Source organism: Parasphingorhabdus sp. (genome assembly GCF_965233695.1).
Lineage (GTDB): Bacteria > Pseudomonadota > Alphaproteobacteria > Sphingomonadales > Sphingomonadaceae > Parasphingorhabdus.
Genome location: NZ_OZ247497.1, coordinates 3,696,367 through 3,722,813 on the forward strand (window position 1 = coordinate 3,696,367; position 26,447 = coordinate 3,722,813).

Consider the following 26,447-nt stretch of genomic DNA (forward strand, 5'->3'; position numbering starts at 1 on the left):
TCAATTGCTGCGTAAGGCAAATATCTCGAATTCTCCCGGTGAGATCGGGCCAGATCGCAGAAACCCCTGAAAATACTCACAACCTTGCGCGCCCAGTGTCGCCAGTTGCGCTTCTGTTTCGACACCTTCGGCAATGACTGCAAGGCCCAGGCTGCGTCCCATATCGATAATCGATTTGACAACAACCTGATCCTTTTCAGAACCGCTGATATCAAGGGTCAGTCCGCTATCTATCTTGAGATAATCAAGTGGCAGATTTTTGAGGTAAGAGAGACTACTGTAACCGGTTCCAAAGTCATCGATTGCAATACGCAGTCCATTTTCTCTGAGCGTTGCAAGACGATGAGCGGCCGTACTGAGATTACCGATCAACTCGCTTTCCGTTATTTCCAGGGTCGTTCGCGAGGCTGCAAAGCCGGCATCTTCAATCGCATGCATCATGTCCCTGACAAATTCGGCATTGGCAAGGTCGCCAGCGGTTACATTGATGGACAAACGCAAGAACGAAAGACTCTCTGGCCAATGACCTGCTGTCTTAAAGGCGAGTTTGTGGATGTGTGAAGATAACAGAGTCAGTAATCCAGCCCGCTCTGCAACCGAGAACAGCGTTGCGGCACCCAAAAACCCCAATTGCGGGTGGTTCCAACGGGCTAAAGCCTCAGCGCCTACCAACTGCCCGGTAGCCACTTTTATCTGTGGTTGCAGCGCGATCGCTATCTCTCCATGCTGAAGAGCATGGACCAAATCTGCCTCTAATTGCTGTTCGAGTAAGATATTTTGCTCAGAAGAATCGCTGATTTTCAATGGCAGGGCGTCAGATGACATTGTCTCCGCCAAAGCCAGAGTCGCACGCCTGATCAATACCGTTTCATCGGCCGAATCGTTGGCAATCGCGATCCCTGCCCGAGCGACCAGTCCGATATCGCGCGCGTCGATGGAAATCGGCTTAAAGACACTTCTGAGCAGTTTCTCGGTACAAGCCGTAAATGCGTCTGTCACGATTGGCTTGTCGCTATTCAACGCCATCACCACGACAAAATTCTGCCCGTCCATTCTGGCGACGAGAATGTCATCAGCAGAGTGATCAACGGTTTCTGCTACTAGCCGTTGTCCGATGCGACGCATGATTTCATCTCCAACGACACGTCCATAGGCGGCATTGATGGTCCCGAAATTCTTCAGGCCGAACATGATCAAACAAAGGTTCTTGTTGTTTGCAAGGTGGTTACGCATCCATTTCCTGGCCACAGAACCATTGCGCAGGCCTGACAACAGATCACGGCCAGTCCACCCAAGGTCCGTCTCGCTTTCCGTCACACGCTCCAAGCGGCCGTTTATGCGATCTCCAGCATCGTGCAGGTGATGGATTATCTTTTCACCCTTTAACAAAAGCGGCACTGCTGCCTGGGCAGCGCCCGTGCGCAGGCGGCCCATCGCACCGCGCACTCGCGCGCGCTCCTGAGCTGACAATAATCGATATATTCCGGTGGCTGGGTAGCGCTCAAAATCGAGCTCCGGAAAATTGGATTTCAACTTGTCACTGACCCAATTTTGGCCAACAGCATCCTTTGAGAATGACCATTGCTCGCCAACTTGCGTCAGCAAGCTGTGAAAATCATCTGTGGCTTCCGTTCCACCGTGAATATTTTCAACATAGCGATAGGCAAATTTGATCGCCTGTTCGAGATTGGAATTGGGATTGGCAAAATCGAGAAAATGCGTCGCGCCGGCTTGATAAGCTTTCACTGCAATATCCTGCTGCGTGCTTTCGTTTCCCAAGGTAAGAATTGCAATTCCATGCTTTTCATCGAGCGCCGCTATATCGGAAATGGCCGCCAATCCTTCGGCAGCAGCATCCCGCAAATCAATAAGTGCGATTAAGGCATTGGAAGCCAAAAATCGACCGCGCAGACCATCTGCCCGTCGAGCAGAGCTAACCTGCCAACCATTGGCAGAAACCCGCGCAGCCAGGGGATCCCGTTCATGAAAGGACAATAAGAAAAGGCTTTTCAAGCCAATATGGTCCGATAGTGGATGCGACTCTTCGTTAATTACTAGTGCTCCCTTATTCCCCATGCTGCCGCGTTACACTCACGCGCAGACGTTCCTATCTTTTTCCATAGCGGCTAATCCTTTATAGGGCGTTGCTTGCATCTGAACAAAACGCTAGCATTTTGCATAGATAACGAATGGATACAGGCAATGTTTGACGGGTTTGGCCGAAAGATCGACTATCTACGTATATCGGTGACAGATCGATGTAATTTCCGCTGCCAATATTGCATGTCGGAAAACATGACGTTTATGCCAAAATCCGAGCTACTCACTCTGGAAGAAATCACCCTTATTGCAGAACGTTTCATTGGTCACGGGGTCAAGAAAATCCGGCTCACCGGGGGAGAACCTCTAGTCAGACGCGATATGAGCGATGTGATCCAGAGGCTTGGGCGGAAAGTAAAATCCGGCGAACTGGAAGAACTTACGCTGACCACGAACGGAACCGTATTAAGCGACTATGCCGATCATTTGGCAAAACATAATGTCCGGCGCATCAATGTCAGTATGGATACACTAAATCCGGCAGATTTTGCGGAAATAACCCGTGGCGGAAAGATCGAGCAAGTCTTGGCGGGGATCGAGGCCGCCAAACAGGCTGGAATTAGTGTAAAAATCAACATGGTTGCCCTCCGCAATTTTAATCAGAATGCGATGGTTCCGATGGCGGAATATTGCGCAAGAAACGGCCATGATCTGACGGTGATAGAAACCATGCCGCTCGGCGATGTCGGGGCCGATCGAAAGCTTGAACATATCCCCGCCGAGGAGTTTATTGCTCCGTTATTGGCCCTTTATACAGCAAAACCGATTGCCCACAAAAGTGCGGGACCAGCCCGTTATATGGCTATCGAGCCGCTCGGCATCCGATTGGGTCTTATCACGCCACTGAGCCAGAATTTCTGCGACAACTGCAATCGTCTGCGTCTGACCACTGATGGCAAGATATACATGTGCCTTGGCCATAACGCGCATGTTGATTTACGCGCCGCAGTGCGCAATGAAGGGATCGAGGCTGTTGACCGGTTGCTTCAAAAAGCTTTGAAGCTCAAACCGTTAAGACATGATTTTAATGCGCAATTAGACGGGTCCGCAGAGATATTGGAGCGTCACATGAACGTCACGGGCGGATGAGCGAAACGAAATGGGCACTCGTCGTGTCCCCTACCCCGCAAGCACAGGAAGCGGGAGAGAAACTCCAGTCTTTGATGGATTGGGTTCCGATTGAAGAAGCGGATCAAGCGGTTGTTCTCGGCGGTGATGGTTTTATGTTGCAAACATTGCACCAGATGCTCAATCGGCGGAAAATCATGCCGGTTTATGGGATGAATCTGGGCACGGTCGGCTTCCTGATGAACAACTGGCATGAAGACGATCTGGTTCGCCGGATGGAGGGCGCACGCCCCTTCAAAGTGCGGCCGCTTAAAATGGAGGTTGAAACAATCTCCGGTGCCAACTTTGTCCTGCCCGCGATCAACGAGGTCTCGCTGTTGAGAGAGACACGACAAACCGCAAAATTGGAAATTCAGGTCAACAATCGAATCATGCTCGAAGAATTGGTTTGCGATGGCGTGCTAATCGCCACGCCGGCTGGATCTACGGCCTATAATCTGTCCGCAAATGGTCCCATTTTACCATTGGGTTCGAATCTACTGGCCCTTACGCCCATTAGCCCGTTCCGTCCGCGCCGCTGGAAAGGGGCCATATTGCCAGACAAAATGCCTATCAGCATCAAGGTACTAAATGCCGAAAAACGGCCTGTTAGTGCGGTTGGTGACCAGCAAGAAGTCCGTGATGTAGCAAAGGTGACCATCTCAATCGATCGTAATCAGACGCTTACGATGTTGTTTGATCCCGAGCATGCATTGGATGATCGGATCGCTATGGAACAATTTGTTGTTTGATGGCTTGCCGGGTGCGAATGACGTTGCTATAGCCGCGCTCGTTGTGATGCAAATCGCTTCTATTCCCCGGTAGCTCAGTGGTAGAGCAATCGACTGTTAATCGATTGGCCGATGGTTCGAATCCGTCCCGGGGAGCCATTTTTCTTTGTCTTGTCGTATTTGGACGAAATCCAAACTAGCCAAGTCGCTGCGACAATATCCGAATTGCCACATAAAGAATGAGTAATGCGGTCAACCGTCTGATCCATAGTTCAGGCAATGCTTTGCTTGACAGGAAACTGCCAATCTGTCCTCCGGCCAGGACTGCGAGAAATAGCGGCCAATAGGGTAACAAAACAGCCATCCCTTGCTCTTCGTGCGACTTCATAAATTGACCAACAAGACCGCTCGCGGAATTCACCAGAATGAATACGCTGGCCGTTGCAGCGATCCTCCGGCTATCAGCCCAATTGGTAAGAAACAATAATGGCGCGAGAAATATCCCGCCGCCAATGCCGACCATTCCGGAGAGGAATCCGATGGCCCCGCCTATGACCGGCGCAAACCAAAATTGCTGCGGCCATATCAATTCTTGAGTGGACATACGGCTACGAAACCAGGGTTCAATCAGCAACAGAAAACCCGCCACTGCGAGTGAAAATCCAAGCAAAATGAGAAAGCTGTCGCGATCAATGGCGATGTTTCCACCGATCCAGGCCGCTGGCACCGATAATAGCAGGATAGGCCAGATTCTCTGCCACGCGATCAACTGCCGAGCCTGAAATCTTATGGTTCCGCCAATCACAACGATGATGTTACAGAGCAACGCAATGATTGGCAGCACCCGATAGTCAATATCGGAAAGGGCGAGTAACGCGATATAGGTCGAACCACCACCGAAACCGACAGAAGCATAAAGCCCGGCGGTCAGGAAAAATAATATTGCTAGCCCGGCGATACCAATAGCCATATCAGGTGTCGCCCGGCATAAGCTTCACAATATCAATATTTTCCGTGACAATGCTTGTATTTTCGACCCGAACCACACGGACAAGGCGCATTGCGGCTCACCCCCTCAAAGTTGACGTCGGCCGGAACCGCTCCAACCGATTGACGTGGTGGCAAGGTTGACGCGACGGTTCCCAACGTTCCGCCATCAATATCGTTACTGTCGTCTTCGCCGGTCAGCGGATCAATATGCGTAGTAAGGAAATCGGGTAACTCCGGCAATTCGGGAACTTCGATCTCTTCCTGACGATGGAACTGGCTAAGCGCGATCGTTTTTGTCACGCTTTCGCGAATGACTTCCAGCATCCGTTCGAACAGACCGAAGGCTTCTTTTTTATACTCATCAAGTGGCTTTTTCTGAGCATAGGCGCGCAGAAACACCACCTGCCGCAAGGCATCGAGCGTTGCCAAATGTTCTTTCCAGTTATGATCGAGTGATTCCAGCAGGATGGACTTTTCGATCTGTATCCAGATTTCGGGATCAATCTGTTCCACTTTTGCGTTGAAATCAGCATCGGCCAGTTCAACGATCCGTGATTCAATGATTTCCGGTTCAACCGCATCTTCCTGTAACCAGGCATCGATATCGGGCTTCAACCCGAATACTTCTTCGATCCGGGTTTTAAGCGTTTCTGTTTCCCATTGCTCCGGATAGCTTCCTGGTGGGCAGCAGTCGGCGACAATAGCATTGACCGTTTCAAGCCGCATATCTTCGACAACGTCGCCAACCGTTTCAGCATCCATGATTTCAGAGCGCTGCTCGTAAATCACCTTTCGCTGATCGTTCATCACGTCATCATATTCGACGACCTGTTTCCGCGCTTCATAATTGCGCGCTTCAACCTTTTTTTGAGCCGTTTCAATGGCTTTCGAGAGCCATTTGCCACCAATCGCCTCACCATCTTCAAGGTTCTTGTTCATCATCTTGGCGAACATCGTCTCGGTACCAAAAATCCGAAGCAAGTCGTCTTCCAGGCAAAGATAGAAGCGGCTGAGCCCGGGATCTCCCTGACGACCCGAGCGGCCACGCAACTGGTTATCGATACGGCGACTTTCATGCCGTTCCGTGCCCAACACGAACAAACCGCCCGCCGCGCGTACCTCTTCACGCAATGCGCGAACTTCTTCTTCGATTTTGGCAACGGCCTTATCGCGCTCTGGCCCATCTTCCATATCGGCGAGCTCCTGCTCGACGCGGAAATCAATATTGCCGCCCAATTGAATATCTGTGCCGCGGCCAGCCATATTGGTAGCGATGGTTACAGCACCCGGGCTACCCGCCTGCGCAACAATATGTGCTTCCTGTTCGTGGAACCGGGCATTCAGAACATTATGCGTCACGTCTTCTTTTTTAAGGAAATCCGACAAAAGCTCTGATTTCTCGATCGACACCGTGCCGACAAGAACGGGTTGGCCCTTGTCGCTATGTTCTTTGATTTTCTTTGCGATCGCGGCGAATTTATCGATGGTATTTTTGTAAAATTCGTCATTCTCATCAATACGCTGGATCGGTTTGTTCGTCGGAATCGTCACGACATTCATCTTGTAGATTTCAAAGAACTCCGCCGCTTCCGTCGCTGCCGTACCCGTCATGCCTGACAGCTTTGGATACATGCGGAAGTAGTTCTGGAAAGTGATCGACGCCATTGTCTGGTTCTCCGGCTCAATCTGAACGCCTTCCTTGGCTTCAACCGCCTGATGCAGGCCGTTGGACCAGCGGCGTCCGTCCATCATCCGGCCTGTAAATTCATCAATGATGACTACTTTGCCATCTTTGACAATGTAATCCGTGTCCCGCTTGCGCATGACATTGGCCATCAAAGCCTGATTGAGGTGATGAACAACCTGCGTGTTTTCAAAATCATAGAGATTGCTGCCTTCCAGCAACCCCGCGTCTTCCAACAGGCGTTCCGCCTTCTCGGTACCATCTTCGGTTAATGATATCTGGCGACTTTTTTCATCTTTTTCATAATCTTCTTCGGTGATTTTCTGAACAACCTCGTTCACCGAAATGTAGAGATCGGACTTGTCATCCGTCGGCCCAGAAATAATCAACGGGGTCCGCGCTTCATCGATCAGGATGGAGTCGACCTCGTCAACAATTGCGAAATTAAATGGTCGTTGAACCATCTGCGCACGATCATGTTTCATATTGTCTCGTAGATAGTCGAAACCAAACTCGTTGTTAGTACCATAGGTAATATCGGCTGCATAAGCTGCGCGACGCTGCTCTTCACCGATATTGGGAATGATCGTTCCGACGCTCATGCCCAAAAAATTATAAACTTGGCTCATCCACTCACCATCGCGGCGGGCAAGATAGTCATTCACGGTAACAACATGGACGCCTTTGCCTTCGATCGCGTTCAGGTAGCAAGCGAGGGTCGCGACGAGGGTTTTGCCTTCACCGGTGCGCATTTCGGAAATTTCGCCGCGATGCAAAACAATACCGCCAACCATTTGCACGTCGTAGTGGCGCTGACCCAGGGTCCGTTTCGCCGCTTCACGAACGACCGCAAATGCTTCTGGCAGAATATCGTCAAGCGTCTCGCCATTGGCCACACGTTCGCGGAAATAGGGCGTTTTCGCCGCCAGCTCTTCATCGCTAAGCGGTTCGATTTCTGGTTCGAAAGCGTTGATCTTCTCAACCACTTTCATGATGGATTTGACGTAACGGTCGTTAGAAGACCCGAAAAGGGATTTGGCAAAGCCGCCGATCATGATGATTTCCGATATTTCTTAAGGTACTGGGCATGAACCACACCCATTATTATCTGCATTTGGGGACGATTGGGGACAAATCAAAGCGCGTGATTGTCCAGCAAGCGGCTAAGGCGCGCCTTCGACATGCTCCAGCTTGTCACCGATGGTCGACAGGACGGGCAATACCGGCCAAACGGACGTAGTATAGCGTCCACCAGACACACGAACTGTAAACGGCATTTCGCTCTGAATGAAGGTCCGAGCCGCTTTATCCCAGTCGGATGGAGTCGCCAATTCGGACTCGGAAGCGACTTCATTGCCAGCGGTCTCTGTTGCCATAGCAGCAGCCGGCGGATTAACGCCCACCGCATTGAAAAGCAGCAACATAAAACTTGCAATATAGACGTTCATCAATAAGCCCTGTGTGAAGATATTCGCTTTAGCAAACCAATAGATAAAGGCAAGTTAAGTGTCAGAAACTATATCACCCCTTGCCCCTGCTCATATACCAGAGCTTCCGGAAATTTCAGGAGTCACCTGCCGCATCGCCCAGGCGCGGTACAAGGAGTGGGATCGCTGCGATCTTACCTATATCGAGCTCAGCGAAGGCACATCTGTCGCAGGCGTGCTCACCCAGAGCAAATGTCCGTCGACAGAGGTGGAATGGTGCCGCAAGGCCTTGCCCGGAGGCAAGGCAAGAGCATTGGTCGTCAATGCTGGCAACGCAAATGCCTTTACCGGCGCGCGTGGCATGGAGGCGGTGCAGCGGATATTATCCCTTTCGAGCAATCATTTGAATTGCGCAGAGGAAGAGATATTCGTTTCCTCTACCGGTGTTATTGGCGAACCTTTGCCCAAGGACCGGGCCGAGGCCGGTTTGAAAGCTGCTTTCACTGCGAAGCCATGTGGCTGGGGAGAGGCGGCTTCCACGATCATGACCACCGACACCTTTCCCAAAATGGCGACCACAAGCGTGATTATCGGCGGGAAAACGGTATATTTGAATGGTATCGTCAAAGGATCTGGCATGATTGCTCCGGATATGGCGACGATGCTGGGTTATATTTTCACCGATGCTACGGTGGAGCCTGGCTTGCTGCAGGATATGCTCAACGCAGCAACAGCCAAAAGCTTCAACTGCATCACCGTCGATAGTGATACATCAACCAGTGACACTGTCCTCGCCTTTGCCACGGGAGAGAATGACGCCCCTGCCCTGCAATCGTTTGACGATCCCGGCGCCGATGCGTTTCAGGCGGCCTTGAGTGATTTGTGCATGCAACTGGCGCATCTCGTCGTTCGTGACGGTGAAGGCGCCAGCAAATTCATCGAAATTGCCGTAACGGGGGCTCAAAATGACGAAAGCGCCAAGCGTATCGCGCTCTCGATCGCCAATTCCCCGCTCGTCAAAACCGCCATTGCCGGAGAAGACGCCAATTGGGGTCGTGTTGTCATGGCGGTCGGCAAGGCTGGCGAACCCGCAGACCGCGACAAGCTGTCCATCGGATTTGGCGGGATCACGGTTGCGCGGGATGGCCTGGTTGTGCCCGGCTATGATGAGGCACCTGTCGCCCAGCATCTGAAGGGCGACGTAATTGACATAAACGTTGATATCGGAATTGGTAATGGCAAGGCCACTGTCTGGACCTGTGACCTGACCCACGGATATATCTCGATAAACGCCGACTACAGGAGCTAGAATGACCGAAATCATATTGCATCACTACGAAAACTCCCCGTTTGGACAAGCGATGCGGCTGGCGCTGGGATTGAAGAGCATAGACTGGAAGTCTGTCGAGCAACCTGACATTTGCCCGAAGCCTGATCTCAACGCTCTGACGGGCGGTTATGAGCGCATTCCTGTGCTGCAAATCGGATCGGAAATCTATTGCGACACGGCTGTCATTGTCGATGCACTTGAGGCGCTGAAGCCTGAGCCAAGCCTTTATCCGGAGCCACTGGGCTTTGCCGGTCGGATGATCGCCTTATGGTCGGGCGGCCTGTGGTTCATGCCAGCGGTAGCCGTCGCTTTGGGCACCAATCCTGAGATTGTCAGTAATGAATTCTGGGAAGATCGCGCCAAACGGTTCGGCATGGATCGCCGGAAATTCCTGCCGATGGTTCCGCATCTAACGGCACAATTTGAGGCCGGAGCAGCCTTGGTCGCCGAAAGCCTGGCAGATGGGCGGCACTTTATCAGCGGTGACACAGCCGGCCACGCCGACTTGATGCTCTATATGAACATTCGTTTCGCCAGTTTTGCTGGCAAGAAACCATCGGACTTCGGTTCCGATGTCGCAGCCTGGTATGACCGTATTGATGGCATTGGCTATGGTAATTTCGAGAAATGGACGGGGCAGCAGGCAATCGATTATGCCGAGGCATCGCAGCCTGTCAGCGAAAGTTCGGTGGATCTGGCATCCGGTTTTTCAGCTGGTGACAAGGTTTCCGTGCGAACAGAAACTCCAGATCCGGCAGCGGTCAGCGGCACATTGGTTGGCCTGACTGATCGCGAGATCATTATCAAACGCGAGGACGAGCAGGCCGGCGCGTTGCATGTGCATTTTCCGCGCCTCGGCCAGATATTGTCCCCCGCATGAACCATTCCGACCTCAATCTTGCGGTGCGGAATATCCTGAAGGACGTGGCGAAAGAGGTGGTGCTACCGCATTATCAGAACCTCAAAACCGCAGATATTGAGGAAAAGTCGCCCGGCGATCTGGTGACCGTGGCTGACCGGCTGAGCGAAGCGATGCTCGGCGAAAAATTGACCGCTCTGCTCCCCGACGCCGCGATTGTGGGTGAAGAAGCCAGCGCGGCCGATCCGTCGGTTATGGAGCATCTGGGCGACGAACAGTCATGGATTATTGATCCCATTGACGGGACCGGCAATTTTGCGGCAGGCAGGCCGCCTTTTGGTATGATTGTCGCGCTGTCACAGGATAACGAAACGGTCGCCGGCTGGCTCTATGACCCCTTACAGGACCGTCTATGCTACGCCGCGAAAGGGCAAGGGGCCTTTATCAATGGTGAAAAACGCAGCAAATCAGCCGATCCCGATGAAAAACCCATAGCCGCACTGGCCACTGGCTTCATGACGTCAGAGCAACGCGACAAGCTTCTTGCCGCGGCTGACGGGCATTATGAGATTGTCGATATTCCGCGCTGTGCGGCGGAGCAATATCCGCGATTGGCGCTAGGCACCAACCATATTTCCACTTTTGAACGCAGCCTGCCCTGGGATCATGCGGCGGGCATATTGTTTCTGAACGAAGCGGGCGGGAAAGCGGCGCGCTGGAATGGTGACGCCTATAGGCCAGCAGACCGCAAAACCGGGTTGCTCGGGGCCTCATCACCAAAATTATGGGACGAGGCCGCCGAGCTTCTGGGGGACGTTTTCAGCGATTAAGCCGGTAAATCGTTAAGCGGGCAGGCTTTCTTCCAGCCATGATTTGAGCTGGCTCTTCGGCGCTGCGCCGACTTTGGTTTCAACCGGCTCACCCTTGTTGAACAGAATCATCGTCGGAATACCGCGTACGCCATATTTTCCGGGCGCATCCGGGCTGTCATCAATGTTAAGCTTGGCGATGGTTACCTGCTCGCCCAACTCGTCGCTGATTTCTTCCAGCGCGGGGCCAATCATCTTACAGGGGCCACACCATTCCGCCCAGAAATCGACAAGCACAGGGCCGTCGGCTTTCAGGACATCTTGTTCAAAACTTTCGTCAGTAATTGCTTTGGTAGGCACAGGGAATCTCCTTTGCTTGTTTAAATATAATCTAGGCCCGCATGGCCCAATGCTCAAGTGTCTGCCTGAAAAGGATTTTCATGGGCGCTCCAAGCTGGGCTTGTTGCTCGGTTTATGCTGTTCGATCAGCGTATCGGAAAGCTCCAATAATGTCGGTCCATGGGTGTAGAGCAGCGCAGCCTTCACAGGCCGGTCGGGCAATATCTTCTCCAAAGCGGAAACATAGGCGGCCATCTGACGCAAATAGGCCCTCGGCGCTTGCTCTGCCTCTTTCGGCACGACACGACCGGTCTTAAAATCCACCACCTTTACCAGATCGTCGGTGATCAATAATCGATCCACCGTCCCCGAAACGACATGCTGGTCAACCACCGCTGCAATGGGCGCTTCGGCAAAGCTGTCCGGAGAAAAAAGTGCCGACCACTGAGGATTATCGAGCACGGCCAAAACCGTATCAATTAGCGAACGACGCTGTGCGGCATCCGAAATTTGCTTCTGCTTTGCCAACCAACGATCCGCGACATCCGCGCGCTTTTCCGGAGCAATATCCGGTAGCCGCTCAAACAGACTGTGAAGCAGTTTCCCACGTTCAGCTGCTTCGCGCATGACCTGTCCCGGAGGTGGATTGGCGGCATCATCGGGGCCAATATCCGATGGCGTCAACGGCCTTGGTGGCCGCGCCTCTTTGGGCGCTGGTGCAAACAACCATTCCGGCAGAGGCGGCGACCCCTCACCCCCAAATGCCTCAGCCTCTTTCGCCGGAATGGCTGGTTTTCCGGATGGTACAGCACCCTCATATCCCCGCTCGGCAAGCCAACGGACATTATCGCTCCATTCAGTACCAAGCGCAGCCAATCCCTCTTCTACTTTGGCATACCAGCTATTTCGCGGCACTTCACCGCGCGCCTGTGGTCCCAATGTGCCGGTGACGACAAGATGCTCCTCGGCCCGAGTCATTGCGACGTAAAGCAGCCGCCAATGCTCTTCCATTTCGCGTGCATCAGCGACGGTGGCATAAGCGTCCAGCAATCCCACCCGCTCTGCCTTGCGGATGGACAGCACCGGATATTCGGGCCCGCCCTCCGGCACGGTGGGATCAGGAATATCAAAACCACCGCTTTTCTTGTTATCGGGATTGAACGTAGCGTTGGCGAGAATGACCAGCGGTGCCTGCAAACCCTTGGCACCATGAACGGTCATCAAGCGCACTTCATTGCCGCCCTCCATCTGATCACGCTTGATCTCGACATCACCGCGATCAAACCAGTCGAGAAAGCCCTGCAAAGTCGGAATGTGATCCTGCTCAAAAGCCAAGGCGGTGTTCAGCAGTTCTTCCAGCGGATCCAGCGCTGCGTGGCTCAGCCGCGCCGTCAGTTTCCTGCGCCCTTGCATGGGACCTGAAACAATCATTTCCATGAATTGATAAGGCGTGGTGAAGTCGGCCATAGTGAGCAGCGTGCGCAATGGCGCGATCTCATCGACCAGCCCGTCTTGCACTCGCAAATATTCCCAAAGGCTCTTGTCTTTATCATCCTCGCCGCGATAGCCGCGAGCGAGCAGATCATCCTGCGACCAGCCCAGCAACGGAGATACCAAAAGCGAAGCGAGATTGAGATCATCATTCGGCTGCAAAACAAAGCGGATCGTGGCCAGCATATCCTGCACCACCAAAGGCTGGTTCAGTCGGATCCGGTCAATACCCGCGACAGGCACATTTTCGGCGAACAGTCGCGCAACGATCAAGGCGCTCAATTCGTCGCGCTTACTGACAAGGATCATGATATCCCGCGGTTCCAGCGGGCGGTTTTGCTGGCTCAGCCAAAGCGGTGTTTCAGGTGAGATCCATTCTTTAATCTGAAGCGCAAGTCGCTGGGCAAACACACGTTTTTCATCGCTAAGCCAGTTTTCCTGATCATCAGCATTGCCAACGGCGCCATGGGCAACCGGCCTCCATAACCGGACGCTACCCGATTTGTCGGCATAGTTACTCTCGTGCGGCGGAATGGCCTTATCCAGCCCCAGTTCCTTTTCACCAATATGCGCGAGCACGTTGTCGACCACCTCCAACACAGGCGGCGTCGAGCGAAAGCTGCGATCAAGCGACAGGTCGCGAAACGCCCGCTCGGATGCTTCTGCCCGAGCAAAAAACTCGTTGCGCGCCTTCACATAATTATGGGGACTAGTGCCCTGAAAACCAAAAATCGCCTGCTTGAAATCGCCCACAGTGAACAGCGTGCGAACCTTGTCGGCACTGGCGCCCAATCCGGCAAAAAACTCATCGGCCAGCGCCCGGACAATATCCCACTGCGCGAGATTGGTATCCTGCGCTTCGTCTACCAATATGTGATCTGTGCGCTGGTCGAGCTTGTAGCGAATCCATTCCGCCATATCGCCCTGGGTCAATAGCTTGGCCGTCATGCGGATCATGTCGTCAAAATCAACAACGCCGTTGAGTTTTTTTGCTTCTTTGTAACGATGATAAAAAGCACGACCGGCATTCAAGGCACCGGCAAAAAGGTCGGCATAATCGAAAAGCGCTTTTGTCTCGATCAACTGGCGGCAATGATCGTAGATCGCCACGCTCAGCTCTTCATAATAGGGAGCAACCTTTTCCAGTCCTTTCGGAACAGAGCGCCATTCGCCGTCTGCTTTCGACCATATCTTGTGCAACTCCGGCAAAAGCACTGCTCGCCGGTCGCTTTCGGCTCCGATCCAGTCCTGTATCTGCGCGATATAACCCGTGGCTGTTTTGGTGCCCCATGCTGCGAGCGCTTCACCCATTTGTTGTAGCGATGCGATATCAAACGCATCATCGCTGCACTGTTGTTCCAGCCTGTCTTGCGCATCGCCATCTATGGGCAAGTTCAGCAGTCGCCGGACAAAAGGCAGCACTGCGCTGGGAAGGCTTTCCATGGCATCGGCTTTCGATGCGCAACGTAACAGATATTTCTCGGCGTCTTCCTCACCCATCCGCGTACTCAGCGCCTGAATGGCCGCGATGATTGCCGTGTTTCCTGCCGCTTCCTCATCCAGCAGCAAATCACCCAATGTCTGGCGCGCGAGTATCTTCTGATCCCGCTCCTCAATCGGTTTGAACAATGCCGGGATCGCCGCTTCTTCGGGAAAACTGGCCAAGAGCGTCTGGCAAAAACTGTGGATCGTCATGATTCTCAGACCGCCGCCACGCGCATCAAGCACTTCTGCAAAAAGCGTTCTGGCGCGTTCCTGCGTATCGGGATCATTCGGTGCACCAATCGCAAAGAGATCCTGACGCAGATCTTTTTGCGGCATCCGAACCCAGGCGGCAAGTTGCCGGTGAATACGGTCCGCCATTTCCGCCGCACCCGCCTTGGTGAAGGTAAGGCAAAGGATCGTCTCGGGACTAACACCGCTTAGCAACAGCCGGAAAACCCGTGCGGTCAGAACCTGAGTCTTGCCTGTGCCTGCCGACGCGCTCAGCCAGATATTGTCACCGGGCTGCACCGCGTCATTCTGCTTGTCAGCCAGCGCATAAAGGGTTGGCGTTTCACTCATGATCGCCCTCACCTTCCGGCATGTCAGCACGGCCATACCATTCTTCAAGCCGCATCAACTGATCATAATCGGCATAGGGCGCATATTCCGGGTGCAGCTTGGCCGTCATGGGTTCATCGCCCAAAATATAGCTGTTTACGGCCTTGGTGAACTCGGCCACCGCATGGGAAACCATCTGGTCGGTTTCGATCTTGTCACGACTGCGCGGGTTCGTCGGGGTTGCGATATAGCCAAAGCTGTCTTTGCCGCTCTGTTTTGCCAAAGACCAATATTCAAACCCGCTCGCTTTGCCGGAAAGGCCACCAAAATCGCCCCGCTCGGCAATCGCGCCGAGCAGGCCCAATTGCAACGCGAACCCTTCCTTCACCTGCCGGTTGGATGGCGGACCGCCGGTCTTATAGTCGACAATGCCAAGGCCGCCATCCGGCATGCGATCAATTCGGTCGGCAATACCAAACAGGTCAACACCAGCAATATGGGCCGAGCCCTTTTCCTCTGATTTGAGGGGTGTGCGCTGATCTGTCCGCTGCTGGGCAACGGTTTCCGCAACCCAAATCAAACCCTCTATCAGCCGCGGTGCCCAAAGCGTGCGCATCAGCGGATGCGAAGAACGCTCATTGAGGAAATCCAGCGCCCGCCGTTTCAGAGCATCCGGGTCATAGTCATCCTCTTTGGCCCAGCGCTCCAGAATGTCGTGAATGATCGAACCACGCCACGCCGGGCTCGGTTCGGCATCGATCATATCGAGCGAGCCCAATCGCATGATCTTTGACGCATAAAAGGCAAAGGGGTCCGCAATCAAACGATCCACATTGGTCACCGACAGGCTCACCAGCCGCTGTTCTGCGCTGGGTTCCGGAGCCGGTTGCTCGATACGGATCAAATCGTCCGGCTGATCAATCCGTCTTGCGAAGCCTTTCGCCACTGGATGCTCTTTCAGATTATCCCCGCACATGGCTTTGAGCCGAAGCAGAAAGCGAGAGGCGATAGCCGGGCCGGATCCGTCGCGTTCCGCTCTGGTAAGAACGACATTTTGCGCGCCCATGGCACCCACGAGATCGTGCGCGGAAAGGCCGATTTGCCGTTCCTGGGCAGGCAGTCCAAGAGATTTCCGCACCATCGGCGCGAGCCATGGATCCGGCGTGATGGCTTGCGGCCAGCTGCCCTCATTGAGGCCGCAGCAGATCACAAGTTCCGCCTGTTGCAGACGTGCTTCCAATAAGCCGTAGAGCGCGATGCGCGGGTGGCCGCCATAAGGCGGGCGCACTGGCAGGTCCGAGAGAAAGGTCTCAAAATAGCCGGCAATTTCTTGTGATTGAATTTTCATCGGTCCCAAAGTGGCGCGATCTTCCATATTGGATAGAAAGTCGGCCAGTTCACGCCCCGCTGGCCCCACCCACAGCTGCCCATTGGTCAGCCGATCGGCCAATTGCCGGAACTCGGCCAACAGGGCCGCCCAATCCATTGCGCCGCTCAGCGCCCGCTCGGCCGCTTCAAAAATAGTGCGCGTTTCTTGCCACCATGGGCGCAGTGAATCGCGCAGAGGCTTGGTTCTGCGGTTTTCGCTTTGGAAAAGGCTGTCGATACCGCGAAGTCCCGGCGCCGGGCGGGGACCGCGCATGAGCAGATCAAGCTTACGCACCTGCGCCAGCCATTCCAGCCGACCCTCACCTGCCTGAACCAGAGGATGTTTGAGCAGTGCCAAAAATTCGGCAGGCGGAAACCCGTCCGCTGTTGCCGATAGCAGTGCCAGGAAAAACACACCTTCCGGCTTTTTCGATAGCGGCTGACCCGCGGTATCATCCGCTTTGATCGACCAACGTTCCAGCAACGCTGATATCCGGCTGGCAAGTGCGCGATCGGGCGTGATAATCGCGACCCGGCGTTCCGGCGTTTCCAGTGCCTCACGTGCCAACAAGGCAACTGTTTGGGCCTCTTCGGCGCTGTTACGCGCTTCCACGGTTTGCACACCGGCCAGGCTGCGGTCATTCGTATCCAGCGACTGCCAGCGCGCGGTCAGTTTCGGGATGGCAAATGCGTTGCTGAGCGCTCTGCTCCGCTTGGCTGCGGCGCCGCTTGGGCCGGTTCGCCGCCAGCGCAAAATTTCTCCGCGCGCGATCGACATCCGTTCGAGCAATAGCTTCATATGATATTGCGGATGGGTCTCTTGCGCGCGTTGAATCTGTCCGCTCGCCTCATCCGGTTCAAACGGCCCGAGCATATCCCATTCATCATCCGCCATCACCATATCGAGATCAGGCAATACCACCATGCCCTTTGGCAGAAAGGCTATGGCGCGCAGGAAACGGGCGATAGCTGGCGCGGATGTGGTGATACCGGCGGCGACAACAAAATGACTGGGCGGATTGGCTTTCCAGGCCTTTACGCTTTGATCAAACAGCGCATTGCGGCGCGCCGCTTCATCGACCAGCCCCCTATCGGCCAGATTCTTCTGCCATTTCTCAGCGATGACCCGGAAAAACCCGAGAGACCGCTGCCAATGACCGGAAAGCTGGGGCTCCACATCAATGTCGAACAGTTCGCTCAGCCCAATTTCTTCTACGGTCAGCTGGTCCATGGTTCGCGCAAATTCACGGGCCAGCCGCAGGGCTTCTTTTGACAATATTGCATTGCCCATCGCCACGCTTTCGCGCTCGATCAACCGCGCAATCATCAAAATTCGATCAAGAGGATCAATCGCAGGGGCAACATCCAGCGCCAGCTCGCCGCTATCCAGCGCAACACCGATGGATTCGTCCAGCTCCAGATCGCCAATAACGGCCATACGCGGCAGAAGCAGGCCATCTTCGCTCAGTCGCACAAACGCATCATGAACCGCCCGCCGCGCGCGATTGTTCGGCAGAATTATGAGCCCACGAGCCAATTGCAGCGGATTTTTGGCAAACCGGTCAATCATTCCCTGCGCCAGCGCATCCGCAAAACCGCCATGCGCGGCAATGTTATAAATTTCGGGCGCCGACCGCCTGGTCATATCGCCCTAAACACGCGCCAGAGCCGCCTCGGTCGGTGCAATCGCTTCCGGAGAACCAACCTCAAACCAGGCCCCTTCATGGACCAACCCGTACAGCCGACCTTCTTCAATCGCCCGGCTCCACAAGATATTGGTCGAAAACGGCCCTTCCGGCGCGTCGCGCAACAGGCGTTTGGATATGAGCTGAATGCCGGTATAGATAAATGGTGCCTGACGATCAGGCAAACGGCGGGAAACCCGGCCATATTCATCCAACACGAAATCGCCCGCCCCTTTATAGTTGTGCGCTGATGTTTGAGGCACCAGCAGCAACAGCGCATCCATAGCATCGTCATCCCAACGGTCAGCGAGCCGCTGAAGACTGTTTACGGGCCCGTCTGTCCAGAGATTATCGCTATTGAGGCAGAAGAAGCGATCTTCGTCGATCAGCGGTTCCGCTTTTATCAATCCACCACCTGTTTCCATCAACTGTGCGCGCTCGTCCGATACACGGATGTCGAACGGATAATTGACTGATTTCAGATGTGCTTCGAGCGCATCAGGCAGATAGTGTGCATTGACCACCACCTTGGTTATGCCGGCTTCCCAAAGCTTGTCGAGACAATGATCGATCATCGGTTTGCCCGCCACTTTAACCAATGGTTTAGGGCGCGTTGCGGTCAACGGTCGCATGCGTTTTCCAAGACCCGCCGCCATGATCATTGCGGTTTCGACGTTACTCATGCCTGTGGCGCCACGATGGGTTTGCTGCGGATAGCGTCAGGGATATTGTGATCGAACCAATCTTTCAGCGGGGCCAGATCAGGATGAGCCAGGTCTTTTTCGAGCAATCTCCACATGCGCGGTAGAAAATCGAGGTAACGCGCTTTGCCATCGCGAACATGCAGCCGCGTAAAAATACCGATTATCTTGGTATTCCGCTGCGCGCCAAGAATAGCATAATGGCTGCGGAACTGGGCGGCTTGCTCGGATGAATGGCCCTCAAGGTAATATTGCAGCATTGCTTCTTCCAAATCATCCGAAACATCGCGGCGCGCGTCCTGCAACATCGATACAAGATCATAAGCAGCGTGCCCCGCAAGTGCATCCTGAAAGTCGAGCAATCCAAGACGATCATCATCAAGCAGCATGATATTTTCGGCATGATAATCTCGAAGGACCGTCACAGGCGATGTTTGCGACGCAAGGACCGGCGCCAAAACAGCTTGCCATCGATCAACAAAGCCATCCCGGTCAACGTGCAACGACTGTGCCGGGCAGTACCAATCGGGAAGCAGATTGACTTCCCTAAGATATTCGCTCCAATCATAAGGAGGTACGTCAGCTGCCGGCTTTTTATGCAGCGCCTTTATAACGTCAATTGTTCGGAGATATATGGCTTTTTCGTCTTCCGGATGGTGATCAAGATGTTCCCGCATCCGGTGATCGCCGAAATCTTCCAGCAACACTAAACCCTGATCAAGATCTTCACCCATGATCTCCGGCGCAGCAAAATTCTGTGCTTTCAGATGTCGCGCGATGGCGATAAATGGGCGCGGGTCTTCATGCGGTGGTGGTGCATCCATCAAGATTGCCTTGCGATCGCCAGCAATAACCCGGAAATAGCGACGAAACGAAGCGTCTCCGGCCACGGGTAAGATCTCTGCCCCGGCCCAGCCCTGTTCATTCAAAAAGGTTCGTGCCGCGGCGGGCGGTGTCATGTTATTGGCCATCTGTCTTTCCAAGCGGGCCCAGCCGTCCAAGTCAACCGCCGCTTATTTTCATTTACAATTTCCAAGGTGATTTGCAGAGCATCTGCCCAGAATTTCTCTGGTAAACGATCTGGCCATTCAGCGATGAGAGCCCCGTCGATCAACACGTCATAGAGACCCAGCTCCTGAATTTCATCAGCGTCTTCGATCCGATAGAAATCCACATGCGCAACCGGCATTCGGACTTCGGGTGGATCATATTGCTGGACGATCGCGAAGGTTGGACTGGGCACATCATCTTCGAAACCCAATCCCCGCAACACACCGCGAGCCAATGCTGTTTTCCCCGCTCCCAAAGTCCCAGTAAGGGAAACCTTGTCACCCGGCAGCAATAAATCAGCGAGCTGTTGGCCTAACTGCATTGTCGCTGCCTCATTTTCCAATATGATCGGCAATGTCATGTCGATCACTGCCTATTGCCGAGGAAGGTGGAGCGTGACAAGCGTACCCTGCCCTGGCTCCGAAGTTAAAGTAAGCTCACCGCCGTGAGCCAACAGCAATTGCCGGGCCAGCGGCAGACCGAGCCCGCCGGTATTTTCTCCAGTCTTGTTGCGGGAACGTGCAAAGCTGTCAAACGCCTTGGACTGCTGACCTGCACTCATTCCCGGGCCATTGTCGGAGATATGAATGACAGCCTGTTTCACATTACCACTGCCATTGATCAGGATGCGTCCGTTTTCTCCGGTATATCGGATACTATTGTCGATGATTTGCCCGATTGCTTGTGACAATCGTTTTTTGTCTACCAATGCCGATCCCAGTGTATCGTCAAGCTGCAGTTCCATTTCAATATTTTTGGCCTGTGCGTCATCAGCAAACTGGGCGGCCACGTCTTCGGTCAGCTTGTTGATATTTACCTTTTCCTTCGCAATCGGCAATGCCCCTGCCTCGCTCTGACTCAGATCAAGCACATTGTCGATCTGCATTCCCAACCGCTTCACAGACTGCAGAATCGCGCGCGCATATTCATGGCCCTGCTCGGTCAAAGGTCCAGCGACTTCATTGTCCAATAGTTCGGCAAATCCTCCTATGGACGTCAGCGGTGTACGGAATTCGTAGCTCATATTCGACAGGAAGGAAGCCTTGATCGAATCAGCTTCTACCAATGCTTCGTTGCGTTCGCGCAGCGCCAGCTCGATACGCCTGCTATCAGATATATCAAGCATGGTGAAAAGTGCATTGCCATCCGGAAGCGGGATGGCGGCAAATTCAAACCTGCGTCCATCAGCAAACGACATCTGGCCACTTTGCTGTTCCCGCTCAGACGTAGCTGCCCGAACCATTGCACGCACTTCTGAAATCCGCGCCGGTTGTTTCAACTGCACCGCCATTTTCTGCATCAGGCTGTCAACTCTTGGATGTTTGCCGAGCTCTTCTTCATCAAGGTTCCAGATGCTGGCAAACTGGTGGTTCCAGATGTTCAGTTTTCCATCCGCTGCGAATACTGCAACGGATTCGAAAAGATTATCAAACGTCGCCGTTCTCACACGCAATAGCGTATCGCGTGCACTCGCCAATTGGACCTGCTCTGTGCGATCCTCGATGATCATCAACAAACCGCCGTCCGGTGTCGGATTGGCGATAACCCGCAAATGGGTGCCATCGGCGAGCAACCAATTTTCCTCAATCGATCCGGTTGATTTGAACCATAAGCTGCGTTCTTCCCTCCACTCCGGAAAATCCCGCACTTCCGGGATTCGATTCATCTCGCGCATCCGATCAAGTACTCGCGGGAATTCAGGGCGCTCTGCTATCCATTGCTGGCGCATGGAGAATATTCGCTGGAACGGCAGATTACAAAATTGCAAAGATTTGTCCGCATCAAACTGCACCACCGCAGCAGATATCTTGTCCAGCATATCACGCTGCGATTCGTTGAATCGCCTTTGCTCTTTGCGTGAATCGATCAGTTCCTGAATATCTATAGCATAGCCAGCAATACCTGACTTACCGAGCGGCACATCTACCACCTGCGTGGTTCTGCGCTGACCACCGATCGTTGTTGCGACCACTCGCTCAAAGGGTTCGCCCTTTTCTTTTGCCTGAGCTGCGGCATCTCTCGGGCTGACACCGTTTATCGTCTCAACCAGTTCGATACCCTCTTCGACAACTTGCGCACCGCTGTCCGCGTCCACGGCCTTGACATAAGCGCTGTTTACAAGTGTCAGCTGCAGATCACGCGAACGGTGCCACATCGGGACTGGCGCTGCTTCAATCAATGCCGAGAGGGCGTCAAAAGCGGCGCGTGCTTCTTCATTTTCGGCACGTAATTGCTCAATCTGCCCCTGACTTTCAGTTGCATCGAATATCCATAATAGAGCGCTACCATTTGGCGCAATTTTCTGATCGGCCAAACAGCCCTTTATCAACAGCGCTTTATCAGACCCTGCAACCTTGATCGCCCGCGTAAAGCTACTGCCTGATTTCTGTGCCAGATTGACGTCCTGGGTCAGCCCCTCAAGATCAGCACGGCTCATTCCAGCATCATGGCTGTGCAGTTCCGAGATATGAGCCGGCAGATAATCGAAGCCCAACCAATGCATCAAACGCTGTGACGCTTCTAATTTGCCGTCGGAACGAACCAGTAGCGGCAATGCCGGGGAAGTTTCCAGCAGGCGCCCCAATCGCCCGGACTGGCGCATTGTTGCTGCCGCCTTTTTCTTCATCGCCAGGCCGGTCCAGACGGCCCAAGCAGATGCAGCAAGCCAGGCGGCAAGAATCAGGCCCAATATGACAGCAGTTAAGTCTGGAACGTTTGACATTAATACAGGCGATTAGCCGGTTAGGGCACCGGCGAAAAGCCCCTAATCTTTATCGCTTAGAAAAGTCCTGTGATATGGTTTAGGATAGCGCTAAAATATGATCGGAGATTTCTATGCCCATCGATGAAAGCCGGACGTTCAAACCTATAAATATCGCCCTGCTGACTGTGTCTGACACCCGGTCACTCAAAGAAGATACATCTGGCGATATATTGGCGGAACGTGTTGCTGGTAAAGGCCACATACTTCTTTATCGTAACTTGATCCGTGACGAGAAATCAAAGATTATCGCGCAATTGCATCAGTGGATTGATGATGAATTGGTCGATGTCATAATCACCACAGGCGGCACTGGACTAACCGGCCGCGATATCACGCCAGAAGCGCTTGATGCCGTGAAGGACAAGGATATTCCCGGCTTCGGTGAATTGTTTCGCTGGTTGAGTTTTGACAAGATAGGCACTTCAACTGTTCAGTCCCGCGCCTGTGCCGTCGTATCGAGAGGCACTTACATATTTGCGCTACCGGGATCCAACGGCGCGGTTAAAGACGGCTGGGACGGTATATTGGATACACAGCTCGACAGCCGCCACCGTCCGTGTAATTTCGTTGAACTGATACCGCGACTAAGCGAAAAATAGGTATTTGTTCTATTTTTGTTCTCATGCTATGATTCGTCGATGGAACAAAATGACGCCCCCCATTTGCCCGCTCGAAAAGGCCGTGGAGCGGTCACCAATAGTGAAAGCAAGCGATTCAATTTGCCCGGCCGCGAAACCGATGGCGACTGGTTGGATGCTCGCCAGCTTCTGGATGATGCCCAGCCTGTCTTGCGTACCGAAGTCATCACAGAATTTCCGCGATCAATATTGAGCTTTAACAACTCGCCGGACATTCCGTTTGATCGTTCTATCAATGCTTACAGAGGTTGCGAACATGGCTGTGTCTATTGTTATGCGCGGCCAACGCACGCTTATCATGACCTGTCACCCGGCCTGGATTTTGAAACCAAGCTCTTTGCAAAACCCAATGCAGCGCAACTGCTACGGGAAACGCTGGCAAAACCGACCTACCGCCCGGCGGCCATCGCCATAGGAACGAATACCGATCCTTATCAGCCGATTGAAAAACGCTACAGGATTACCCGTGCGATCCTTGAGATAATGCTGGAAACCAGACATCCGGTCGGAATCACCACCAAATCGAACCGGGTGACAGAGGATAGCGAAACTCTGGCTGCATTGGCTGCGCTTGGTCTGACGGCAGTTGCTATTTCGGTTACCACGCTCGATCCTCATACAGCTCGTCTTCTCGAACCACGCGCTCCAGCACCGGTGAAGAGACTAGCCGCTATCCGCGACTTGCGTGCGCAAAACATCCCGGTTCATGTCAATATTGCTCCGATTATTCCCGCGATTACCGACCACGAGATCGAAGCAATTGTTGCCGAAGCCGCGGGCCACGGTGCTCAGAGTGTATCGATTATTCCCGTGCGTTTGCCCCATGAAGTCGCACCATTGTTTGAGCAATGGCTTGAAGCTCATTTCCCGGATCGCAAGCAAAAGGTCATGAGCATCATTGCCTCAATACGCGGCGGCAAGAAAAACGACGCCAATTTCCACAGCCGCATGAAAGGACAAGGCCCCTGGGCGGAGCTACTTCACCACCGTGTCGCTATTGCAGCCCGCAAAAACGGCCTTGGAAAAGCAAAATTTGCTCTTAGAACTGATTTGTTCCGGCGGCCGATAGTCAAAGGTAGTCAGATGGAATTATTCTGAACCGCTAATAGCTTCCCGGTTTCAAATGCAAAACATCTCGTTTCATCTAGCAATCTTCACGACACCTAAAATTGTTAAGGTCGAGAAAATTGGCTTTCGCTTGCTATCTATGAAATACGGCTCTTGCCAATCGAATAAGAGGCACAATGAAGAATATCCGTGTCCCATTGCAAAATGTTCAAAACTATTGATGAATAGCCAGTATGACTGAAAACCAAAACGTTACCTACGCTGGCTACCTTGCGCTCGACACCCTTTTGTCTGCGCAGCATCCAAAGTCCGATCTTGATGATGAGATGCTCTTCATCATTATCCATCAGACCAAGGAGTTATGGCTAAAACAGATAATTCGGGAGATGCATCTAGCAATCAAGCAAATTGCCGGTGACGCATTGGTGCCCGCCTATAAGGCTCTGGCACGAGTCAGCCGGATACAGGCAGTGATGACGCTGAGCTGGGATGTACTCTCTACAATGACACCGAGCGATTATAGTCGGTTCCGTCATGTACTCGGCGAAAGCTCGGGTTTTCAGTCCGATCAATTCCGAACCGTTGAATATCTGTTGGGGCTGAAAGACAAAGGCTTTCTGAAATATCAGGAGGACCGGCCAGACGCGCAAGCGGCGATGCAGCTAGCATTGGAAGCGCCCAGTCTGTGGGATCATGCCATTGCCGCTCTTGCGCGCGCTGGTTTTGACATTCCTTCAGCACTTCTCGACCGAGATTTCAGCGCATCCCACGTTCCATCACCTCACGTGGAAGCAGCCTTCCTTCACGTTTATCGCGATCCAGAGCGCTATTGGGAACTATATCAACTGGCCGAGAAACTGGTAGACCTCGACGATGCCATGGCAACCTGGCGGCACAAGCATGTTTTAACCGTCGAACGTATCATTGGCGGCAAAATGGGGACCGGCGGCACCGCCGGTGTATCCTATCTCCAATCCACTTTGCCCAAGCGCGCCTTTCCCGAACTATGGTCGCTACGCACTGCGTTATGAGTTGGAAGCCTCTCTTCTCCAAAGCACTCGCGGCCAATCCCGACCGCTTGCATTTTGCAGCGCACAGCCATCATCTTTGGCCTGATGCCGCCTGCGAAGGCCATATGGCAGCCTGTCATGATGCAATGGAATTGGCGGATCACAAATGGGGTAAAATCATGGGTCCGGTCTGGGCCAAGGCGCAAGGATATATAGCCGCTGAATTGAAGTTGCCCGATCCGCAGACAATCGCCTTTGCACCTAATACGCATGATTTTCTGTTGCGTATCGTCTCTGCAATCTGCGCGCGTCCATTGCGCGTGCTAACCACCGATGGCGAGTTTCACAGCTTTCGTAGGCAAATGGACCGCTGGGCCGAAGACAATGACGTTATTGTTGAAGCCGTTGCTGCTGATACACTCGTTGAAAAGGCACTGCTCGGCGGCCATCATCTGATTTTTGCCAGCCAGGTCCTGTTCAATTCCGGCAAGATATTGAATGGCATCGATCAATTGGCCTCGCTGGCCCGTCCCGACGGGCCATGGATTGTAATCGACGGTTATCACGGGTTCATGGCACTCGAAACTGACCTGTCCGCCATTGCCGACAAAGTCTTCTACCTGTCTGGCGGCTATAAATATGCAATGGCCGGGGAAGGCGTCTGTTTCCTGCATGCCCCGCCCCGATTTGCACCGAGGCCACCGATAACCGGCTGGTATGCAGCGTTCGATGACCTCGCCCTCCCTGCTGGAAATGTTGGTTATGCCCCGGATGGCCGAAGGTTTCTTGGCAGCACATTTGATCCGTCGGGTCTTTATCGTTTTAATGCCGTACAAGCCATGTTGCGCGATGCTGGACTCTCAACCACCAAAATCTCGGAACATGTAGCGGCAATGCAGCGCTATTTCATCGAGCATGATCCGCTGCCCGACATGGAATTGCTCAATCCAGTAGACGGCAAACCCCATGCTCGGTTCTTGGCCTTTAAGGGCAAGAATGCGCCAATGCTCCATAAAGCTCTGGAAGACCGCAACATCGTTACGGATGTCCGTGGTGATGTTCTGCGCATTGGTTTTGCGATCTATCATGACACTGTTGAGGTAGATCGCTTAAGTGGATTGATCCGCGAGATTCTGTAAGCTCCAACATCTGCAGACGCTTACGTTTCGTCCCAAATCGAGACAATTGTAACATCTGTGCACAAGCCATTTACTTTCCACAGAAATATAGTTTACAGGCTATTAAGGGTTGAT

Annotated in this window: 20 protein-coding genes and 1 tRNA gene; 10 read left to right on the top strand and 11 right to left on the bottom strand. The window is 53.3% G+C overall.

Features of this window, described 5'->3' with window-relative positions; genetic code table 11:
• Entirely contained in the window at positions 1-2,013 is a 2,013-nt protein-coding gene (locus ACO6S1_RS17740; RefSeq protein WP_422343879.1) for a putative bifunctional diguanylate cyclase/phosphodiesterase, read from the bottom strand.
• Between the two features lie 189 nt (positions 2,014-2,202).
• On the opposite strand from ACO6S1_RS17740, the gene moaA reads away from it, so the two are divergent.
• The 3 genes from moaA to ACO6S1_RS17755 all read left to right on the top strand — a co-directional run bounded on the left by moaA (position 2,203) and on the right by ACO6S1_RS17755 (position 4,097).
• Entirely contained in the window at positions 2,203-3,189 is a 987-nt protein-coding gene (moaA, locus tag ACO6S1_RS17745; RefSeq protein ID WP_422343880.1) for a GTP 3',8-cyclase MoaA, read from the top strand.
• Positions 3,186-3,959 (top strand): NAD kinase, encoded by a 774-nt coding sequence (locus ACO6S1_RS17750; RefSeq protein WP_422343881.1) that lies wholly within the window; start codon positions 3,186-3,188, stop codon positions 3,957-3,959. Before moaA ends, ACO6S1_RS17750 begins: the two co-directional genes overlap by 4 nt.
• Positions 3,960-4,022: 63 nt before the next feature.
• Positions 4,023-4,097, top strand: a tRNA-Asn gene (locus ACO6S1_RS17755).
• Between the two features lie 37 nt (positions 4,098-4,134).
• Here the strand turns inward: ACO6S1_RS17755 and ACO6S1_RS17760 are convergent.
• From ACO6S1_RS17760 to ACO6S1_RS17770, 3 genes are all read right to left on the bottom strand, one after another.
• Positions 4,135-4,908 (bottom strand): sulfite exporter TauE/SafE family protein, encoded by a 774-nt coding sequence (locus tag ACO6S1_RS17760; protein WP_422343882.1) that lies wholly within the window; start codon positions 4,906-4,908, stop codon positions 4,135-4,137.
• A gap of 32 nt (positions 4,909-4,940) precedes the next feature.
• Entirely contained in the window at positions 4,941-7,667 is a 2,727-nt protein-coding gene (gene secA, locus ACO6S1_RS17765; RefSeq protein WP_422343883.1) for a preprotein translocase subunit SecA, read from the bottom strand.
• Positions 7,668-7,775: 108 nt separating this feature from the next.
• Positions 7,776-8,060: a hypothetical protein gene (locus ACO6S1_RS17770; protein ID WP_422343884.1), complete on the bottom strand. Its 285-nt coding sequence runs from the start codon at positions 8,058-8,060 to the stop codon at positions 7,776-7,778.
• A gap of 58 nt (positions 8,061-8,118) precedes the next feature.
• Between ACO6S1_RS17770 and argJ the strand changes: the two genes are divergently transcribed.
• The 3 genes from argJ to ACO6S1_RS17785 are packed head-to-tail and all read left to right on the top strand — an operon-like array spanning position 8,119 to position 11,058.
• Entirely contained in the window at positions 8,119-9,348 is a 1,230-nt protein-coding gene (argJ, locus tag ACO6S1_RS17775; RefSeq protein ID WP_422343885.1) for a bifunctional glutamate N-acetyltransferase/amino-acid acetyltransferase ArgJ, read from the top strand.
• A gap of 1 nt (position 9,349) precedes the next feature.
• Positions 9,350-10,249, top strand: a complete 900-nt coding sequence (locus ACO6S1_RS17780) for a glutathione S-transferase family protein (protein ID WP_422343886.1) — start codon at positions 9,350-9,352, stop codon at positions 10,247-10,249.
• Positions 10,246-11,058: an inositol monophosphatase family protein gene (locus tag ACO6S1_RS17785; protein ID WP_422343887.1), complete on the top strand. Its 813-nt coding sequence runs from the start codon at positions 10,246-10,248 to the stop codon at positions 11,056-11,058. Before ACO6S1_RS17780 ends, ACO6S1_RS17785 begins: the two co-directional genes overlap by 4 nt.
• Before the next feature lie 12 nt (positions 11,059-11,070).
• Here the strand turns inward: ACO6S1_RS17785 and trxA are convergent, their stop codons facing one another.
• The 7 genes from trxA to ACO6S1_RS17820 all read right to left on the bottom strand — a co-directional run bounded on the left by trxA (position 11,071) and on the right by ACO6S1_RS17820 (position 22,436).
• Positions 11,071-11,397: a thioredoxin TrxA gene (gene trxA / locus ACO6S1_RS17790; protein ID WP_422343888.1), complete on the bottom strand. Its 327-nt coding sequence runs from the start codon at positions 11,395-11,397 to the stop codon at positions 11,071-11,073.
• A gap of 78 nt (positions 11,398-11,475) precedes the next feature.
• Positions 11,476-14,931: a double-strand break repair helicase AddA gene (addA, locus tag ACO6S1_RS17795; protein WP_422343889.1), complete on the bottom strand. Its 3,456-nt coding sequence runs from the start codon at positions 14,929-14,931 to the stop codon at positions 11,476-11,478.
• Positions 14,924-17,923 (bottom strand): double-strand break repair protein AddB, encoded by a 3,000-nt coding sequence (gene addB, locus ACO6S1_RS17800; RefSeq protein WP_422343890.1) that lies wholly within the window; start codon positions 17,921-17,923, stop codon positions 14,924-14,926. The genes addA and addB overlap by 8 nt, the downstream gene beginning before the upstream one ends.
• Before the next feature lie 6 nt (positions 17,924-17,929).
• Entirely contained in the window at positions 17,930-18,646 is a 717-nt protein-coding gene (locus ACO6S1_RS17805; protein ID WP_422343891.1) for a nucleotidyltransferase family protein, read from the bottom strand.
• The gene (locus ACO6S1_RS17810; protein WP_422346230.1) at positions 18,643-19,623 is read right to left on the bottom strand and encodes an aminoglycoside phosphotransferase family protein; all 981 of its coding nucleotides are present in this window, start codon (positions 19,621-19,623) and stop codon (positions 18,643-18,645) included. Before ACO6S1_RS17810 ends, ACO6S1_RS17805 begins: the two co-directional genes overlap by 4 nt.
• The gene (gene tsaE, locus ACO6S1_RS17815; RefSeq protein ID WP_422343892.1) at positions 19,620-20,075 is read right to left on the bottom strand and encodes a tRNA (adenosine(37)-N6)-threonylcarbamoyltransferase complex ATPase subunit type 1 TsaE; all 456 of its coding nucleotides are present in this window, start codon (positions 20,073-20,075) and stop codon (positions 19,620-19,622) included. The genes ACO6S1_RS17810 and tsaE overlap by 4 nt, the downstream gene beginning before the upstream one ends.
• 12 nt (positions 20,076-20,087) lie before the next feature.
• Positions 20,088-22,436, bottom strand: coding sequence for a PAS-domain containing protein (locus ACO6S1_RS17820; protein WP_422343893.1), 2,349 nt, complete (start codon positions 22,434-22,436; stop codon positions 20,088-20,090).
• 113 nt (positions 22,437-22,549) lie between these two features.
• Here ACO6S1_RS17820 and moaB point away from each other — a divergent pair, with 113 nt between their 5' ends.
• From moaB to ACO6S1_RS17840, 4 genes are all read left to right on the top strand, one after another.
• Positions 22,550-23,077 (top strand): molybdenum cofactor biosynthesis protein B, encoded by a 528-nt coding sequence (moaB, locus tag ACO6S1_RS17825; protein ID WP_422343894.1) that lies wholly within the window; start codon positions 22,550-22,552, stop codon positions 23,075-23,077.
• Between the two features lie 39 nt (positions 23,078-23,116).
• Positions 23,117-24,214: a PA0069 family radical SAM protein gene (locus ACO6S1_RS17830; protein WP_422343895.1), complete on the top strand. Its 1,098-nt coding sequence runs from the start codon at positions 23,117-23,119 to the stop codon at positions 24,212-24,214.
• A gap of 203 nt (positions 24,215-24,417) precedes the next feature.
• Complete coding sequence (locus ACO6S1_RS17835; RefSeq protein ID WP_422343896.1) at positions 24,418-25,215, top strand: tryptophan 2,3-dioxygenase; 798 nt, start codon at positions 24,418-24,420, stop codon at positions 25,213-25,215.
• On the top strand, positions 25,212-26,333 hold the full coding sequence (locus ACO6S1_RS17840; RefSeq protein ID WP_422343897.1) for a class V aminotransferase: 1,122 nt from the start codon (positions 25,212-25,214) through the stop codon (positions 26,331-26,333). Before ACO6S1_RS17835 ends, ACO6S1_RS17840 begins: the two co-directional genes overlap by 4 nt.
• The last annotated feature ends 114 nt before the right edge of the window (positions 26,334-26,447 follow it).